14 protein-coding genes are annotated in these 17,185 nt (G+C 52.5%); 2 read left to right on the forward strand and 12 right to left on the reverse strand.

What is annotated here, in order from left to right:
• Window positions 1-210: 210 nt before the first annotated feature.
• From DWX59_RS00410 to DWX59_RS00430, 5 genes are all read right to left on the reverse strand, one after another.
• On the reverse strand, window positions 211-960 hold the full coding sequence (locus DWX59_RS00410; RefSeq protein ID WP_117557117.1) for a peptidylprolyl isomerase: 750 nt from the start codon (window positions 958-960) through the stop codon (window positions 211-213).
• A gap of 167 nt (window positions 961-1,127) precedes the next feature.
• A complete protein-coding gene (gene cytX / locus DWX59_RS00415; protein WP_117555340.1) occupies window positions 1,128-2,324 on the reverse strand; it encodes a putative hydroxymethylpyrimidine transporter CytX in 1,197 nt (398 codons plus the stop codon).
• A gap of 12 nt (window positions 2,325-2,336) precedes the next feature.
• Window positions 2,337-3,128 (reverse strand): bifunctional hydroxymethylpyrimidine kinase/phosphomethylpyrimidine kinase, encoded by a 792-nt coding sequence (gene thiD / locus DWX59_RS00420; protein ID WP_117555341.1) that lies wholly within the window; start codon window positions 3,126-3,128, stop codon window positions 2,337-2,339.
• A gap of 350 nt (window positions 3,129-3,478) precedes the next feature.
• Window positions 3,479-4,783, reverse strand: coding sequence for an ATP-binding protein (locus tag DWX59_RS00425; RefSeq protein WP_117555342.1), 1,305 nt, complete (start codon window positions 4,781-4,783; stop codon window positions 3,479-3,481).
• 7 nt (window positions 4,784-4,790) lie between these two features.
• A complete protein-coding gene (locus DWX59_RS00430) occupies window positions 4,791-5,492 on the reverse strand; it encodes a LytR/AlgR family response regulator transcription factor (RefSeq protein ID WP_117555343.1) in 702 nt (233 codons plus the stop codon).
• 202 nt (window positions 5,493-5,694) lie between these two features.
• Here DWX59_RS00430 and DWX59_RS00435 point away from each other — a divergent pair, with 202 nt between their 5' ends.
• The gene (locus DWX59_RS00435) at window positions 5,695-7,152 is read left to right on the forward strand and encodes a sodium:solute symporter family protein (RefSeq protein WP_117555344.1); all 1,458 of its coding nucleotides are present in this window, start codon (window positions 5,695-5,697) and stop codon (window positions 7,150-7,152) included.
• A 103-nt stretch (window positions 7,153-7,255) separates the two neighbouring features.
• Here the strand turns inward: DWX59_RS00435 and DWX59_RS00440 are convergent, their stop codons facing one another.
• The 4 genes from DWX59_RS00440 to udp form a co-directional block, all read right to left on the reverse strand.
• On the reverse strand, window positions 7,256-7,834 hold the full coding sequence (locus tag DWX59_RS00440; protein WP_117555345.1) for a L,D-transpeptidase family protein: 579 nt from the start codon (window positions 7,832-7,834) through the stop codon (window positions 7,256-7,258).
• Window positions 7,835-7,925: 91 nt separating this feature from the next.
• Entirely contained in the window at window positions 7,926-8,675 is a 750-nt protein-coding gene (locus DWX59_RS00445; RefSeq protein WP_117555346.1) for an SIR2 family NAD-dependent protein deacylase, read from the reverse strand.
• A 123-nt stretch (window positions 8,676-8,798) separates the two neighbouring features.
• Window positions 8,799-9,698: a DMT family transporter gene (locus tag DWX59_RS00450; protein WP_117557119.1), complete on the reverse strand. Its 900-nt coding sequence runs from the start codon at window positions 9,696-9,698 to the stop codon at window positions 8,799-8,801.
• 145 nt (window positions 9,699-9,843) lie between these two features.
• Complete coding sequence (gene udp, locus DWX59_RS00455) at window positions 9,844-10,623, reverse strand: uridine phosphorylase (RefSeq protein WP_117555347.1); 780 nt, start codon at window positions 10,621-10,623, stop codon at window positions 9,844-9,846.
• 304 nt (window positions 10,624-10,927) lie between these two features.
• Here udp and DWX59_RS00460 point away from each other — a divergent pair, with 304 nt between their 5' ends.
• Window positions 10,928-11,686: a GntR family transcriptional regulator gene (locus DWX59_RS00460; protein WP_117555348.1), complete on the forward strand. Its 759-nt coding sequence runs from the start codon at window positions 10,928-10,930 to the stop codon at window positions 11,684-11,686.
• 54 nt (window positions 11,687-11,740) lie between these two features.
• Here the strand turns inward: DWX59_RS00460 and DWX59_RS00465 are convergent, their stop codons facing one another.
• From DWX59_RS00465 to DWX59_RS00475, 3 genes are all read right to left on the reverse strand, one after another.
• Window positions 11,741-12,370, reverse strand: coding sequence for a response regulator (locus DWX59_RS00465; RefSeq protein WP_117555349.1), 630 nt, complete (start codon window positions 12,368-12,370; stop codon window positions 11,741-11,743).
• A 26-nt stretch (window positions 12,371-12,396) separates the two neighbouring features.
• The gene (locus tag DWX59_RS00470) at window positions 12,397-14,043 is read right to left on the reverse strand and encodes a histidine kinase N-terminal 7TM domain-containing protein (RefSeq protein WP_117555350.1); all 1,647 of its coding nucleotides are present in this window, start codon (window positions 14,041-14,043) and stop codon (window positions 12,397-12,399) included.
• A gap of 219 nt (window positions 14,044-14,262) precedes the next feature.
• Complete coding sequence (locus DWX59_RS00475) at window positions 14,263-17,142, reverse strand: hypothetical protein (protein ID WP_166460138.1); 2,880 nt, start codon at window positions 17,140-17,142, stop codon at window positions 14,263-14,265.
• Window positions 17,143-17,185 lie beyond the last annotated feature (43 nt).

Below are 17,185 nucleotides of genomic sequence, written 5' to 3' on the forward strand. Positions count from 1 at the left end.
ATAAGCACCAATCCTTACTTCTTTTTCCAGAATTACCTCAATGAGGCATTCTGCCTTCTTAACATAACAACCTTTTAACATAATTTCAACCTGTTGATGGAAAATGTAAGAATTAATTAATGATAGGGTAGGATTTGCATGGCTGGACGGAAAGGCGGGGATGGAATCCTGTCATGATTCAGGAATCCATCCCCGTCTTTTGTCTTGTTCTTAATCAATCACTTCAACACTCTCAATAACCGGCTGGTTTTCCCTTGCCACGGTGCCGTTGTTATCCTCTACCTTGGTGGCCTGGCAGATTGCGTCCACCACCTCCATGCCCTCTGTCACATATCCGAAGCATGCATATTCCCCGTCCAGGAACGTACTGTCTTCATGTACAATAAAGAACTGGGAACTGGCGCTGTCCTTTATCTGTGAGCGGGCCATGGATATGGCGCCCCTTGTGTGGGATAAGGGGTTCTCCACGCCGTTGCTGGCAAACTCTCCCTTGATTTCCTCATCGGAACCGCCCAATCCGGTTCCCAGGGGGTCGCCGCCCTGAATCATGAAGCCGTCAATGATACGGTGGAAGGTAAGGCCGTCATAAAAGCCGTCCTTTGCCAGCTTCAGGTAATTCGCCACCGTAATCGGCGCCTTGTCCCCGTCCAGCGTGACGGAAATGGTCCCATAATCCCTGACCGTAATCTTCACATGATGTTCCCCGGCTGCTGCCTGCAGGTCTTCCGATGAAATCCAGCCGTCCCCTGCCTGACCTTCTGGGTCCGAGGTTTCCCCGGTACCCGCCTGCCCCTTTGTTTCCGCCTTCGTATCCGCCTTTGTATCTGCCTCTGTCCGGGTTTCCATCCCTGCTTTTGTGGTCTGGGCCGCTGCATCGCTGCTGCCTGACCTGCCGCTGCATCCGGCCAGCGCGGAAACTGCCAGCATGGCTGTCACACATACACACATCCATTTTTTCATCATAACTGCTCCTCTTTCATCTGGAACCCTATGCCACCGCGCCAGGGCGTGTTTGAAAACAACGTTCCAACACACCTTGCGGTGAAGGGTTCCTGGTATTAAGCATGAACTGCCAGAGCATATTGTAACATCCAAACCTTATCCACGTAAAGGACTTTATAGAATTATCACATTTTCATCACATTTACGTTTCCTGTATCCTTTGAGCATACCTTGTGGCACGCATAGGTAAGCGCCATGGTGGCCGCCATGTCCGGCAATGTGTTCCCCACCGGTGTATCCACCTGCATCAAAAACCGGTAGAGGATGAAACCGGCCAGCCATATAAGCAGGTTACTGACACAATACGCATCCCTGCTGCGGTCCTTCCCCAGCAGGAAATAGTCTGTTATCTGAATCGCTATCATGGGCGCGAATACCGAACCAATCAGATAGAGGAAGCCGGTAATATTGTCCATGGGAAATGTGGCGGCCGCGCCAGTACCCACCACCGTCACTGCCACTGCCGCCCATTTTTCCTTTATACCGGAAGAAATGGATACGCTGGACACCCCGGCTGAATATGCGTCCAGGAATGTGGTGGTTACCGTGGACAGCACCACAATCAGAAGTCCGGTAAGGCCAAGTCCCGCTTTTACCATGATGACGGAAATGTCATACTCCCCTGTATGGATGGCTGCCCCCATACCGATGACGTACATGAAAATGCTTATGATGCCATACACAGCCGCGCTGGCAGCCGTGGCGGCAAAGGGCTTTTCGGCCTCCCTGGTATAATCGCTGATTAATGGGAACCAGGACAGGGGCATTGCCACGGACAGTTCCACGGCAGCTCCAAAGCTCATGTCCCCGCCGGATATGCCTGCTGCCGCGCCATGGCCGGTGAATATGACACGGCACAGGACAAGGGTGAGGATGAAAAGCGCTCCCATGGCGATTACGTTGATTTTCCCCAGGTTCTGGATCCCAATCAAGATCCATATCAGGATCAGGCCGCCGATGACCAGGCACCAGCCCCACCGGCCAGCCCCATAGATGCCTCCTGCCGCAAGGGCGCCGTCGTATATCATGATGGAAGTCCACCCCACCAGCTGAAGCACATTAAGCAGGACAAACAGAAGGCTGCCCCGTTCCCCAAAACTCATTTTCACGGTTTCCATTGCGCTCTTTCCCGTATATCCGCCAATCAGGCCGGCCAGGAACAAAAGAGCGCAGCCAATCACATGCCCCAGCAGGATGGCGGCCAGCCCCCTGCCAAATCCCAGCGGCGCAAGATATGTACCTGTCAGTATCTCTGCAATGGACACCCCGGCCCCAAACCAGATTAAGCCGTTGCTGAATACAGAAGTCTTTTTTCCTCTCATTTCCCCGCCTCCTTAATATTCGCCTTGGATGGCAAAGGCATGGTTCATGGGACCGCTTCCCTTTCCCAGGTCAAGCATGGCACCCAGGGCGCCGGACAGATATGCCTTGGCCCGCTCCACGGCCAGGTCCATGGCCATCCCTTTTGCCAGGTTAGAGGCAATGGCGCTGGAAAGGGTGCAGCCGGTTCCATGGGTGTTGGGATTGTTAATCCGCTTGCCGTAAAACCACTTAGCCTGCCCGTCCATGTACAGCAGGTCATTGGCATCATTCTGCTGATGGCCTCCCTTGCACAGAACGGCACATCCGCACCTGTCCCCTATTAGACGCGCTGCCTGTTCCATATCTTCGGGGGAGTTTATCTTCATCCCCGACAGGATTTCCGCCTCCGGCACATTGGGTGTCAGGAGGTCCGCCATGGGAATCAGCCTGTCTTTAAGCACTGCCACCGCTTCCCCGTCAATGAGCCTGGAACCGCTGGTTGCTGCCATGACCGGATCCACCACAATATGGGAGGCCTGATAGAAAGCCAGCTTTCCTGCAATCATTTCAATCAGTCCTGCCGAGGAAACCATTCCTATTTTTACTGCATCCGGGAAGATATCTGTAAAAATATCATCCAGCTGTTCACCCAGAAATTCAGGTGATACCTCCATTATTCCTGTTACGCCGGTTGTATTCTGTGCAGTAAGGGCCGTAATCGCGCTCATGCCGTAAACCCCATGGGCTGTCATGGTCTTTAAATCTGCCTGGATGCCGGCGCCTCCGCTGGAATCACTTCCTGCGATTGTTAATGCTGTGTACATAGTCATTCTCCTTTTCGCATTAATTTTCTTAGGCGGCAGAAGGTGGTGCCCCCAATCTGCCGCCGGGGCCATAAAGTAACTGAAACGGATACCGGCCTCATGCAGGTACGCCAAAACGGCGGTACACCAAAACAGGTGCACCGCCGGCATATAATCCCTATGGTCCCTACGTTGGCATTATCCAAATCAGGTAATGGGTCTAGGCATGAACAGCCTACTCTCAGCCCGCTTAAGTGAGCTCCCCGTTGTCTATTTACAATCCTTATTATAACTCGTAATCAGGAAAATGCAATCTGTTTTTCCATCCCGCCATAGTCCCCGCCATTATCCTTATCCCGGCATGTGGTCAGCTATCTTATCATCCGGTCTGCAATTTTAACCATTACAGTAAATGTGGCGCCGTCATAATCCATGTCGAATTCGTCCCCCGGATAGTTTAATATCCTGCGTATGCTGAGGATTCCCAGGCCCCCGTCCTTTTTGCTGGAAAGGATTTTACCGCCGCTCTGCCTGATCTGTCCGTCATAGGAATTTTCCACCATCATCATCAGGTGGTCCTCCAGCCATCTGGCCTGGATGCGGACGAACCGTTCCGTTTCAATGCGCCTGCATGCCTCAAATGCATTTTCCAGAAGGTTTCCAATGACAATGCAGAGTGTCAGGTCGTCCACCGGCACATGGGCCGACAGATCCATACGGGCCTCAAAGTCAATCCGGGCCTGCCTTGCCCTTGCTGCATATTCCTGAAGCAGGCCGTTGACAGCCTGGTTCTGACAGAATACCATGTCGGCGGTGCGGTCCAGCTCCTCCTTCAGGTTCTTAAGGTACTTCTGCTGCTCCTCCCTGCCCATGTTCTGCAATGCATGGATGTGATGGCGGAAATCATGTTTGATGATGCGGACCTGTTCAATATAGTCCAGCGTCTGGTTATAGTGTTCCCTTTGCTTGCCGATAAGCTGCCTTGCAAACTGCAGCTCCTCCTCCGTCTTCCTGCGGCACATGATTCCCAGGGTATTTCCCAGAATCATCACATACAGCACCAGGATCATGGCGCAAAGGGCAAGAAAGAACAGGATGTCCCAGGTCCCCCTGGCCGCCAGGGACCTGGGCGAAAATATGGTGTTGGTGCCAATGGACAGGATAAGCAGGGATACGGACGGATACGTAAGCAGCAGGGAACAGGAACGTTTTGAGAGCTGCGCGAAAAGGCGCTGCACCGTATCCTTAAGCCAGTAACGCACAAACAGGCAGAATCCGGCCGCCGAGACCAGGGACACCACCACTGAAATCTGTCCATAGGTCAGGCTGACCCGGTGAAGCAGCAGCCAGACGGCAAATTCATTCAGGGACGTGGACAGCACCCCAAAGAGCCAGGCCGATATGTAGAGGAATGCCTTTTCCAGCAGGCCGCCCTTAAAGAAGATAAGCAGCACCAGAAAAAACAGGCAGGAAAATATGCCGTGAAATACAAAAAACACCTGGGGGCTGATATGGAACAGGGATTGCAGTGACACCATGATGACCCACAGATAGGCGGACACGGCCGCGATGTTTTCCCTATTCCTGTGTTTTGGCTCCAGACATACAAAGATGGGCATCATGCGCACGGCCATGTTAATCAGGTTGAGGATAATCGTACATGCATTGTCGTTCATAGGAACCTCACTTCAGCCTGTGGTGGTAATATGCATTTTTGCTCTGCTTATAAAAATTCCTGGATATGGGAATCACCTGGCCGTCCTTCATATGAAAGCAGGAGTCCTCCAGCCGTTCCACCTGCTCCAGGTTAACCAGGTAGCTCTGGTGGCAGCGCAGGAACCCCGGATATTCCCCCAGTTCCTCCTGCAGTTCGGTCAGCTTCTGGTGGATGGAAATGACCTCCCCGTCCGTAAGGGTTACAAAGACCCGGTGAAGCCGGTTCTCAAACCATGCAATCCGTTCCAGCTTAAGCTTAAGCGGCACACGGTTATGGACCACGGATATACAGGCATCCTCCTCTCCCAGGCGCTGTTTTACCACCCGCTCCATGGTGGCCCAAAAGCTCTTCCTCTCCACGGGTTTCAGGATGAATCCGGCCGCATTGACACTGTAGCCATCCACCGCCGCTTCCAGGGACGAGGTGATGAAAACCACTGCGCGGCACCCGTTTCCCAGGCGGGCAGCTGTCTCAATGCCGGTAATCCCGGGCATCATTACATCCAGGAGATATAGGTCATACTGCGTCCCGGATTCCAGCAGCTGGGTCCCGTTGCCATATATATCGATGTGCACTTCCCTGCCCTGTTCCGTGAAAAAAGCAGACGTATACTCTACTATCAGGGCACATTCTTCCTTTGTATCATCGCAGACAGCAATCTTAAGCATCCTTTATCCCCCTCCGCCCATGGACCTGGCGCCTGTCCTTCCTATCCCCCGTGCATTTCCTTCTATTTTATGGTGATTCCCTTCATAAGTCAAGTTTTGGCGGAAATATCATATTTGGTATATTTTCTGCAGAACTGGTCATTAAGCACACAACGGGTTTATGTTACACTTATTGTAAGAAAATTATTACAGGAGGGATTTTATGGGTACAAACATTATTGTAACAGTCATTGTAATCGTCTACCTGCTTTTCATGCTGTGGATCGGATGGTATTCATCCACCAGGATTTCCACCAACACTGACTTCATGGTGGCAGGACGCCGTCTCGGGCCGCTCCTCATGGCCGGAACCCTGGCAGCCACGGAAATAGGCGGCGGAAGCTCCCTGGGCGTTGTGCAGAACGGTATGTCCGGCTTCGGACTCAGCGCCCACTGGTACATCACCACCATGGGTATCGCATTCATCATACTTAGCTTCATCGCCCCTAAGTTCAGGGCCGCCACCGTTAAGACGGTTCCTGAATATTTCCGCAGGCGCTACGGCAAATCCTGCGGCATCATCACAGCCATCATCATGCTCCTTCCGCTGGTGGGCCTTACAGCCGGACAGTTCATCGCCTCCGCCGTCATCCTGTCCACCATGCTGAGCATTGATTACCAGGTTGCAGTCATCATCGTGGCCGTGGTCGTGACCGTGTACTCCATCATGGGCGGCCTCTGGAGCGTTACCCTGACAGATTTCGTGCAGGTGTTCCTTATTGTAATCGGCATGATCATCGCGGTTCCCTTTGCCATGAATTATGCAGGCGGATGGGGTCAGGTCACTGCCAACATACCGGAAGGCACCCTGAGCATGTTCCAGGGCTATGATTTATTCGGAATCATCTCCCTTGTAATCATGTACACGGCTACGTTCTCCGTTGGACAGGAGGCTGTTTCCCGTTTTTATGCCGCAAGGGACGAAAAGGCTGCCAAGGGCGGCGCATGGCTGGCGGCCCTGGTAAACTTTATTTACGCCTTTATCCCCACCATCCTTGGCATCATCACCCTGGCATTAATCAATATGGGCAAGTTCAGTTCCGACCAGTTTGCCGCGGTGGGCGCACGTTACGCCCTGCCGGTACTGGCCATCAATACCATGCCCGCCATCATCTGCGGACTGCTGTTTGCAGGAATCATTTCCGCAACCATGTCCAGTTCCGACTCCGACCTTTTAGGCGCAGGCTCCATTTTCGCCAATGACATCTATAAGGCCGTGTTAAAGCCGGATGCCTCCAGCCAGTCCGTCATGAAGGTGACCAAGATTGTCATGTGCCTGGTGGGTGTGGCCTCCATGCTCATCGCCCTGTTCAACACACAGAGCATCGTATCCATCCTGATGTTCTGCTTCACACTGAGGGCTGCCGGTTCCTTTTTCCCATATGTAATGGGACACTACTGGAAAAAGGCTTCCACCGCAGGAACCATTGCTTCCCTGATTGCAGGAACCATTGTGGTTGTATACCTGGAGCATGTATCCAAGGGAATGCTGTTCGGCATAAAATTCAGCCAGCCCATCATCCCCGGCCTTGTGGCTGCATTCATCTGCTTTATCATCTTCTCCTATGCCATGCCTCCAAAGGTTGAATCCACGGAACTGGCGCCGGAAGAGGATGACTGATAGGGAAACATATAGGATACGGACATGACAGACCCGGCGCCGTACAAACCTTTAAAGGTTTGGGACGGCGCCGGGTCTGTCATGTCCATCTGGTGACGGCCGGTCATGGTCCCACCGTGACCGGTACCCCCAGATTACAATATTCCCATAATATGTCCATCACGTCATTGGTGACGGCAATGCATCCTGCCGTACCGCCTCCCTGTTCGCCATGTATCATGATGGCCCCTCCCAATGGCGTATCCCAGGGCGGCTGCTCTCCTGCCTTATTGGCGTCCACGATTGCCTTGTACTGCTCTTCGTTAATCAGGCCGTCGGCCAGCCCCCGCTCCGCATCCTCGATGCCTGGATAGGAAAGCCCCAGGGACAGATAGTACTGGCTCTGGTCATTCTTCGTACACACGTAGAACTTGCCGGAAGGGGTTATCCCATCTCCCTGCTGCACCTTGTCCCCTGCAGCGGACTCCCTTCCAATCTGGGCGGGCCAGCTTCCGATAGTGGAATTATACCGGTTCAGGGTGACCGTGTTTCCCTTTTTGCTTACATAGATACTGATGCCGTTCACGGACGGCTTATACGCTGCCCCAGGTCCCGCCTGCCCGGCCATGGCGCATGCAGGGCCCGATGCCGCCAGGGCCAGTGATAAAAGACCAAGCCCAAGGCATTTACGGATATTCCTCATTTCTGTTCTCCTTATAACCATTTTTTACCTGACGCCATTATACCATACGAACCTGGAAATGGAATGCAGGTAATAAAATTGAAAGGAAATCCTAAGCATTTGTTTCATCCCCATACCCCAGCAGAGGCAGCACATCCATGGGGTAGTCCAGGAGGACCAGCGCCGCCTCTTTATCCAGATAGTGTTCCTGCTTGTGGATAATCACGATATTGCGTCCTGTAAAATACTCAATATACTGCCGGAACACCTCAGAAGCAAGGGTGGTTCCCAGAAGCAGCAGGGTGTCCGCCTTAGTTATCTCAACCGTTGTCTTAGTCATGTTCTGGCTGTCCACCATCTCCCCAATCAGGGAAATCATGGGCCTCACAGGGATGTTGCAGGATTGGCAGATTGGCACGCGTCTGGCCTTTGTTATATATGTAACCGGATATTTCCTCTTGCACCTCGGACACTGGTTCTGGTAAATGCTGCCGTGAAGGTTAATGACATGACGGCACCCTCCCCTTCTGGGCTTGTCATAAATGTTGCTGTCTATGACGCACTGAAGCTTCCCCGCCCGCTCCATGGCGGCCAGGGCCGGGCCGGATGCAGTATCCCTTGGAGCGTTATAGAGCATTTCCTTTTTATAAAACTCGAAAAACTGTTCCGGACGCGTATTATAAAATGCACTGGAATACATTTCTTCCACACCATAGCCATAACGGTTTTCAATGTCATATGCTTTATCCTGCTTCTTGATTCCTATGAATCCTCCCTCTTCCATCATACCGGAACCACAGAGCGCTACCGTATAGTTGCTGTCATCCAGAATTTTCCTCAGCTGTCCTATCTTCCCGTTCATAGTGATACCTCCCTTTAGTCCTTCTCCCGGCAGAGCCAGAAGGTTAACCATTGTCATGTATTATCACTATTATATCTTCTTTTCCAGATTATTACCACATTTTCCCGCTGATTTTTCTAATTATTATGATAGTTTTTCCCTGTTTTCTTTCTTTTCCACATGGGAATAGAGCAATACGCCCCCAATGGTAACCGCTCCCCCCGCTATCTGGAGGGGGGCCGGGACCTCCCCAAACACAAACAGGGCAATCACAGCCGCCACCGCTGGTTCGCACAGCTTGGACGCAGAAACAAAGGAGGGGGACAGGAACTTCAGGCACCAGCTGAATATGCTATGCCCCAGAAGGGTGGAGCAGACGCTGAGCAGCAGTCCCACAATTACGGAGCGCACCCCGTAGCCGGTAAATGCAAACCCGCTGGCAGCCGTGGCGATTCCCAATGCAAGGGCGCAGAATACATAGACAATGTAGGTGTATACAGTTGTGGACATATGCCCCCTTGCCTGCCGTCCAATCAAAGTATACACGGCGCAGAACACAGCCGCGGCCAGGGCCAGCACATCACCCAGCAGGTGATTACCGCCCGCTGAGTAATCGGAAAGGGCAATCAGCAGGCTTCCTCCCACCGTGACAAAGATGCTTCCGGCAGCGGCCGGGGAAATCTTCCCTTTCAGGAACAGGCAGTAGCCGATTGCCACCCAGATGACCTCGGTGCACACAATGGCAGTGGAGCTGGCCACGGAGGTCTTGTTCAGGGACTCAAACCAGGTGGTAAAATGCATGGCCAGGAACAGACCGCTTAAGGCGCACAAAAGTACTGACTTCCTGTCCGTCCCCATGAGTTCACGTCTGGATTCCCCCCGTCCAAAGACTACCGGCGTCATCAGGACCACGGTCCACATCAGCCGGTAAAAGGCCGTTACCACAGAGGGTGCCTGGGAATATTTAACAAAAATAGCCGATAATGAGATACCGGCTATTCCAATTACAATCATGATTAATGGATGTTTTTCTAAAAATTTCATCTTGGGTACCTTTGCCTTTGCTGGTTTATCCACGTTATTCTACCACAGGAACCAGGCCGCGTCCAGATACTGCCATATTTCTTTCTGCCATTTCATCCGGATTTCATCAAAATAGTGTCAATAGGCCGGATTCCATGGCGATAAACTACTCTTCTTTATCCGCCCGGATTAGCCTGCGGACCGCTTCCACCGCCACTTTGATGGCTGCTTGCGTATCATGGACAATGGGGTTATCCAGCCCGGCAGCCTGGCGTTCCTGATTCCCCACCACCAGGAAATCAGAGCCGCAGCGCACCCTCAGGTGGCTTGCAGCAACGAACAGGGCAGCGGATTCCATCTCAGAGGCCTTACATCCCAGGCGCTTCCATGCCTCCCATTTGTTCAGCAGTTCATAGCTTACCGGCATGCGCTGGGGCTCATGCTGCCCGTAAAATGCATCCTTGCACTGTACCACGCCCGCGTGATAGGTATATCCCAGGTCTTTTGCCGCAGCAACCAGGGCATTGGTCACTTCAAGGTCCGCAACCGCCGGGAACTCGATGGGCGCATACTCCCTGCTGGTGCCTTCCATTCGGATGGCTCCCGTGGCAACCACAATGTCCCCGCCCTTTACATCCATATCCATTCCGCCGCAGGTCCCCACCCGGATGAATGTATGGGCGCCGCACAGCACCAATTCTTCCATTGCAATGGAGGCAGATGGTCCGCCAATGCCGGTGGAGGTCACGCTCACCATCTCACCGTCCAGATAGCCGGTGTATGTAATGTACTCCCTGCTGTCGGCAACCAGCCTGGCATCGTCAAAATAGCCGGCTATCCTGGCACAGCGCTTGGGATCTCCAGGCATAATGACATACCGGCCCACATCCCCTTTCCTGATTTGTAAATGGTACTGTAAACCCTCTTCACCTGAATAATTCTGCATGATATTCCTTCCTCTCTTTTCCTTTACTGTCCCTCTCAACCTGTCCCTTTAACTTGTACATGTATAATATCATTTTACTTGTCTATTTTATAGTTGGGATTTTTTACAATTATTGCGGTTTGCATTTGTGCACTTTTACAAATATCCCACGCTTTTATTATGGTTTTATCTTGTTTTTATTCAGAGTTATACTTTCACGCAACTATACATGTCTATTTTATTGACAAATACCCGTTGTGGATTTATGATGTTTGGTAAGGACCTGTATACTTTATCAGACAGGAAGACAGGAGATGACAGTCCCATGGAACAGGATGAGGTAAGTGAGAAGGTAAGGAAATTAAAACATGTAAAAGTATATAACCGGCTGTATTCCATGATACAGGACGGTGTCTATCCTCCGGGCAGCCAGCTTCCCTCTGAGCCTGATCTTGCGCAGCAGATGGATGTGAGCCGCATGACCCTGCGCAGGGCCCTGGCCCTTCTTCAGGAAGATGATCTGGTCATCAATATAAGGGGAAAAGGGAATTTCATCAACGAGACGGACCCGGATGCGGCCCTGCCGGGCATGGAAACCATCCAGCATCCGGTTCTTGGGACATTTGCCGGTACTATCAGCGATACGGAGCTGGAATTCCGTATCGAGCCGCCCACAGAACCAATCATCCAGTGCCTGAAACGCAGGACCCCCGTTGTTGTGATTGCCGACCGCTGGTACAAGCAGGTGGGAAAAGCCTGCGCTTACAGCCTGAGCTTTGTTCCGGTTGAGGTGATTTCTGAAAAACAGATTGATTTAACCAGCAAAGAGGATTTATTCCAGTATCTGGAACATGGCTCCTACCAGGATGTCAGCCGCAGTACCTGCCAGTTTTCCTATACCACCACAGGTAATTTTACAGCCGCCAAATACCTGCTGTCCCAGCACCCTTCCTTTATCCTGATACAGGAGACCCTGTACGATGAAAACCACCGGGTCCTGGTATCCAGTAAGCACTATATACCGGTGGAACTGTTTAAAATGCAGGTCAACAGCAATACCGGACACGGCCTGAAAGATGAATGAGGACAGACTGCCCCCGGTATACAGGCAGCGCGGATTCCCCGTACACGGAGGGCATCATACATCCAGGTTGTTTTTCACTGTAAATACAGCCAGCTGGGTTCTGTCCTTCAGCTTCAGCTTTTCCAGGAGACGGGATATATTATTGCGCACGGTCCCCTCTGCCAGGAACAGTCCTGCCGCTATCTCCCTGTTATCCATGCCCTGGGCAACCAGGCGCATGATATCCCGCTCCCTGGGTGTTAGGTCCAGGCCAGGTCCGGCTCCCGCCGGCGCCATCTGACGGCGCATGCCTTCAAACACACTTCCGCCGAACACGCGGATTCCCGCGCATACAGCCTTCACGGACTGTATGACCTTATCATCTTCCATCTCCTTAAGGATATATCCGTCCGCCCCGCCCTGCACGGCAGCATCCACTGTTTCCCTGTCGTCAAAGGTGGTGAGCACCAGCACCCGTATGTCCGGGAAATCCGCCTTAATCCTGGTAATTCCATAGCTCCCGTCATACTGGGGCATGCGCATATCCATCAGCACCACATCCGGCTTAAGCTTCCTGCACAGCTGCCACGCCTCCCTGCCATCCGCTGCCAGTCCCGCCACCTCTATCTCATCATCCTGCTCCAGGATGGCCTTAAGCCCCTGCCTCAATATCTGGATATCATCAGCAATCACTACTTTTATCATACCGTATCTCCCTTATTCCCTTGTGATTATGCCGCGACAAGCGGCAGCCGGATGTAAATCTGGAACCCTTCCCCATTGCCGGATATGGTCCGGACAGTACCCCCGGCCGCTTCTGTCCTCTGGCGGATACCGCGCATCCCATTGCCCTCCTGTATCTCCCCGCACCCTGCCCCATTATCAAAAATGTACAGGTTCAGGCAGCCGCTGCCAAACTTAAGGATTACGTCCATGTGGGTGGCATGGGCATACTTAAGGCAGTTGGTAATGGCTTCCCGCAGGCACTCATACACAACCGGGGAAAGGTGGGAATATGCCTCCCTGTCCTCCCCCTGTATCTCCACCTCCACCTCAAACTCCTTCACGCTTTGGGCCAGCTGGTATACGCCCTGGGTTATCAGTCCATAGGATGAGGACTGCCTGAGATGGTTGATGGAACAGCGCAGTTCCCGGATGCCGTTGCCCGCCAGTTCCCGGGCCTGTCTCAGGTATTCCGGGATTCCGGTTTCATCCGCCCCGGCTTCCTTTCCGTCTTTTTCATATTCAATACGTATCAGCTTCAGCAGGGAATTTATCATGGTAAGGGTATGGCCCGTTGTATCATGGACCTCCTGGGCTATGCGGTTGCGCTCCTGCTCAATGGCCAGTTTCTGGTTGGACACAGCCAGTTCCTGCTCCTGCTCCAGAAGCTGGTAATATTTACCCACATCGGTAAACATCACTGCCCCGGCAATGTTTTTGCCATTCCGGTCCCTGTAGGCATAACGTTTCACCTCCAGTTTCCGGCCGGCCGGACCATCCCCCAGCGTCATGACCGTTTCCTTCCCCTCCGCCGCCTCCTCCGGGCTGATTCCATTTTCCCTTAATATTGCCCAAAGCATATCCACGCCGTCCCCGGCTTTCAGGCCGAACCAGCCCGCGGCAGCACCGTTGCAGTATGTAACCTTCCCCCTCCGGTTGTACACCACCACACCCTCTGCAATGGAATCAAACATCCGGTCAAATGCCATGGTATTCACATCCAGGAAATCATACCGGAACACGGCCAGCAGCATAAGGATGCTGGACAAGGCAAATGCGGGAGGCGTCAGATCGAAACCGGATTTTACCAGACCCGTCATATAGAGCAGGTTAAACCCAAGGGGAACCGCGGCCGACAGAAGGATGACCGTTATATGCGGCAATGCGACGGCATTCTTCCTGAATGCCATCAGCACCACCCCCATCCCCGCCAGCACGCAGATATAGGTGTAAATCATGTGGACATAGAAGACAGGCCCGTAAACCACCTGCCCTATCTCAAAGCTTGTATAGAACAGATGATGGTATTCATTGGTCAGCAGAAAGGAATAATTAATTGCTCCAATACCAAACAGCACAGCCTCCGCCAGATGCCCCAGCCTCCTTTTGCTGTATAGGAAGGCAAACACCAGCCACGCAGGCCCGATAAAGCTGATTCCCACATAGGAAATCACATAGGTCAGGTATTTTATCCCTTTGGTTACCGACAAGGAAGAGAACATCTGTGGTATACACCATATAATGATAAGGAACTGGCAGACAGCCAATGCGCCGGTGGTCTTATTCTTATCTGCTTTTATCAGCAGCCATCCGGACGTGTACAAGGACAGGATGATGGCTGAAAGATATGCGGTTTTCAATAGGATATCCAACATTCCAGAACCTCCCCGGAGAGCTTATTGCTTTCCGTTTTCCCTTTTTCTTTTTCCTGAAAAACACATCAGGGGACAGAAAAACCTGTCCCCTTGATTATAGCCTTTCTGTAACAATGTGTCAAAAGAATACTGGCCTTCTTTGAATGCTTCTTCTGTTCAGGCCTTCTTCCGTTCAATGCTTCTTCCGGCTATGTTTCTTCCCTACAGCGTTTCTTCCGTTCAGTGCTTTTTCAGTTCCGTGTACGCCGCAAAGATGATAAGTCCCAGGCCGGCTGCCAGCAGGTATACCCACCAGGACAGGCTGAGCCAGAAGCTCTTTGTCATATACAGCGCCACCGTGACGATGATGATGCCGGAAATACGGAACCACCTTACACATTTCCTTACATGCGCCCACAGGAAGATTACCAGGCACACCGCTTCCAGAATCAGTGCATCGCCTACATTTCCCGTATAAAACGCGTCCAGTATCATGGCCCCCAGGCACAGGCAGCAGATGGCTGTCTGAAACCAGGGAATGAACGCCTCTTCCTTCCATATACGGGCCAGGGACCAGCTAAACAACGCCGCCGGCGCCAGCTGTACCTCCAGCCGGATAAGGTCAGGCCACTGGATATACGGCTGTATCCAGAAGGCAAGGACTGCCAGGGCAGATGCAATGGTAAGCGAACCTTTCCTCAGTGGCTTCACCGCTGCATACTGAAGTACATAAAGCACTGCCAGAACCGTGTAGGCAAATCTCCAGCCCCTTCCCGCGTCAAGTGCCAGGGAAACCAGGGGCAGGATGACCAGGATATGGAACCAGTCCACATCCCAAGCAGCCGGGACATTTTCCCGCTGTCTAAGGATTGGCCTGTAATACCGGAACAGGATACCCGATATAAGGACCGCTGCCCCTGTAAAACCACAGGCCTGGTTCTCTGTCCATCCGTACCTTAAGGCTGCTGCCAGCGGCAGCGGCAGTACGGCTATGGCCGCCGCCAGGTGAAACCACATATTCCCTCCCCTGTAAAACATCACATAGAATACTGCAAAGGATGCCAGGCAGGGAATCAGGTTCCAGACAGAAAGTCCGGGATTCCAATAAAATGCAGCCATTGTACAGAGGAACACGGTCAGCCCGGCCCCATCCCAGAACCATGTCCTGGCCTGGCCCCGATAACACATGACGGCGTATTCAGCCCCATATGCAGCGGTTACCCACATCATGACCGCCACACCGTTATCGGTCAGACTGCCGGCAAAGATATAGACGCCTGCCAGAGAATACAGGCAGCTTCCCTTAACATACCACTCCTGCAGCTTCCCTTCCTTTCTGAAGGACCATAGGAAAAGATATGCGGCCAACAGGATGAAGAACGGAAGAGGCTTTTGTCCATTTATCTGAAAAAGAATCTGTGCGATTGTCCCTATTACCAGGATGGCCTCCCCAAACCGGCCGCGTCTTTGCACATCCCACACAGCCATGATCAGGATGTAGGTAAATACAATCACATCATATCGCGGTTCCAATCCCGGAACCTGTGCCAGAATCTTTCCCGCCGTCATGGTCAGGGCGTAAAGGATGGCCGGTATGGTTTTGTGTAGGATTGGATACTGTCTGCCCCACCATGCTGTCACGGCTGCCAGAAGCAGGATTGCTGCGGATGTGGCTGCCTGGGCCCCCAGGTCATACCGGGACAGGGATTGGGCCACAAGCATCAGCGTATCAATGGCGAGAGCCGCTGTTAAAACGCATCCGCCCGCCTGGCTGCAAAGAGGGCTTCCCTTTTTCCGCTCAGCCAGGAACCATCCTCCGGTCATGAACGCACCTGCAACTATCTGATATATGGGTCCAAACGGCAGGCAGAAACCTGCGTACTGTAAAAATGCCGCCATGGAAACGCTGTGGAGGACGCACATTTCCATACGCCTGTCCCCCAGGGCTTTCAACGATATCCCTGCTGCTGTCAGGCCCAGTGCAAGGGTACTCCACGGAGTTATCCGTACGGTCCCTAATAAGGAAAAGCCGGTTATGCCGGTCATCCATCCGGCCGCTGCCTCCAGTGCCATAAGGCCGCTGAATATCCAGAAATGGAGGTTTACAAAGAAACCCAATCCGGCTTCCATGAATTCCGGCAGTAAAAATTTATCTAAAAACCTTGCTGCGGCCCAGCCCTGTCTTTTTCTGATTCCCCTGTCCCATAAAAGCAGCAGGAAGGAATAGTATACCATTACATGAAGGCAGCCTGCGTATCCCAGACCCAATGCCCCCATAAGAAAGGTCATGCTGACCGTCATTCCCCAGAAACAGGACTGGGTATAAAGCCGGTCGCGGAACTTCCTGGTTCCTGCAAGCATGGCGATTTCGGTCACCATACTGCCAACCCAGAGTACCCGGTAACGGTTCTGTCCCTTAAGGATGAACTCCGGCCCTATAAGGCCGAAATATCCAGCTGTCAGGACGGTCAGGAAAAGAAAAATACTTCCCAGTATGTAAAATGCCTGGCTGGTCCTCTGAATCTTAAGGATTTTCCCAGCCAGCAGGCTGGAGCCAAAGAACAGACCCGAAAAACCCAATACCATGATTACCTTGCAATAGCTTGGAAGTACATGCCATGCAGTGGTGGCAAATATCAGCCCTGCCAGAACCACAAATACAACGCCGATGATCAGGGCCGCGGTTCCTTGATAGAAGCAGGGTTGTGCTTTGCGGATCCGGACGGGATGGTCCGGTTCAGGGGCTGGTTCAGGGTACAGTTCAGGATTCGGCTTAGGATTCGGTTCAGGGGCCGGTTCAGGGCCCTTGTTACGGTTTATGATATGGACCGTATTCGGATATTCCTGTGGGACTACAATCGTTTTCCCGGTTTGGCCCCATGATGCTTTCACTATGGATGCCGGCACCAGCCATCCGTCTGACAGCGTTTCAGGTTTTGGCGGATCAGGCGGCATTTCCCCTGCCCTGGTTTTCTCCCTCTCAAAACCATACAGCCTCTGGCGTTCCAGCTGACAGGTCAGTTCCTGTATCCTCTTTTTATGACGCCCATTGGCGATGGCCAGTCCGATTATGACACCGGCTTCTGCAAAAGGAGCCACCAGCCAGATTAATAAAATCATGATTATCTCCATATCCATTCCCCTTTCATCAGATACTTCCTTT

This window comes from Enterocloster aldenensis (assembly GCF_003434055.1).
Lineage (GTDB): Bacteria > Bacillota > Clostridia > Lachnospirales > Lachnospiraceae > Enterocloster > Enterocloster aldenensis.